Source organism: Jannaschia formosa (assembly GCF_003340555.1).
GTDB classification, from domain to species: domain Bacteria; phylum Pseudomonadota; class Alphaproteobacteria; order Rhodobacterales; family Rhodobacteraceae; genus Jannaschia; species Jannaschia formosa.
On record NZ_QPLJ01000107.1, the window covers coordinates 1 to 890 of the forward strand.

Genomic DNA, 890 nt, shown 5'->3' on the forward strand with positions numbered 1-890 from the left:
GCAGGGTAGCATCTTCATTGGGCTGGATGTCCATAAGGCGACGATCTCCGTCGCGACCGCGAAGAACGAGCGCGGTGGCGATGTGCGCCACTGGGGCACGGTTCCGCACAGGCCGGATCATGTCCGCAAGCTGGTGGAAAAGCTGGGCGCGGACGGCTCCCGGCTGCATTTCTGCTACGAAGCGGGGCCTTGCGGTTACGGACTGCACCGGCAACTCGTCGAGATGGGGAACGATTGCATGGTGGTGGCGCCCTCGCTCATTCCGGTCAAGGCGGGCGACCGGGTCAAGACGGACCGGCGCGATGCGGTGATGCTGGCGAAGCTGCACAGGGCGGGCGAGTTGACGGCGGTGTGGGTTCCGGATGCTGCGCATGAGGCGATGCGCGACCTGGTCCGGGCGCGAGCGACAGTGATGCGGGTGCTCGGCAAGGCGCGGCAGCATTTGCAGGGTTTCCTGCTCCGCCATGGGCGCATCTATCCGGGCAAGAAGGGCTGGACGGTCGCCTATCGGCGCTGGCTGACGACGGTGCGCTTCCAGCATCCCGCGCAGCAGATCGTGTTCCAGGACTATGTCGACGCCGTTGCCGATGCCGAAGCGCGGGTCGAGAAACTGACCGGGCAGATCGTCGCCCTGCTGCCGAGCTGGTCGCTGGCGCCCGTGGTCGAAGCCGTGCAGGCGATACGCGGGGTCGCCCTCATCGTTGCCGTGACGGTGGTGGCCGAGGTCGGGGACTTCCACCGTTTCGACAACCCGCGGCAGTTGATGGGCTATCTTGGGCTGACCCCCTCGGAGCACTCCAGCGGCGCCAGCATGCGCCGGGGCGGGATCACCAAGGCTGGCAGTAGCCTCGCGCGGCGCGCCTTGATCGAGGGTGCGTGGAGCTACCGAA

1 protein-coding gene is annotated in these 890 nt (G+C 67.2%); it reads left to right on the forward strand.

Going from position 1 to position 890, the window contains the following annotated elements:
- Positions 1-10 precede the first annotated feature (10 nt).
- Positions 11-890: IS110 family RNA-guided transposase (locus DR046_RS23020; RefSeq protein WP_245191070.1), on the forward strand; the 880-nt coding region annotated here is incomplete at its 3' end.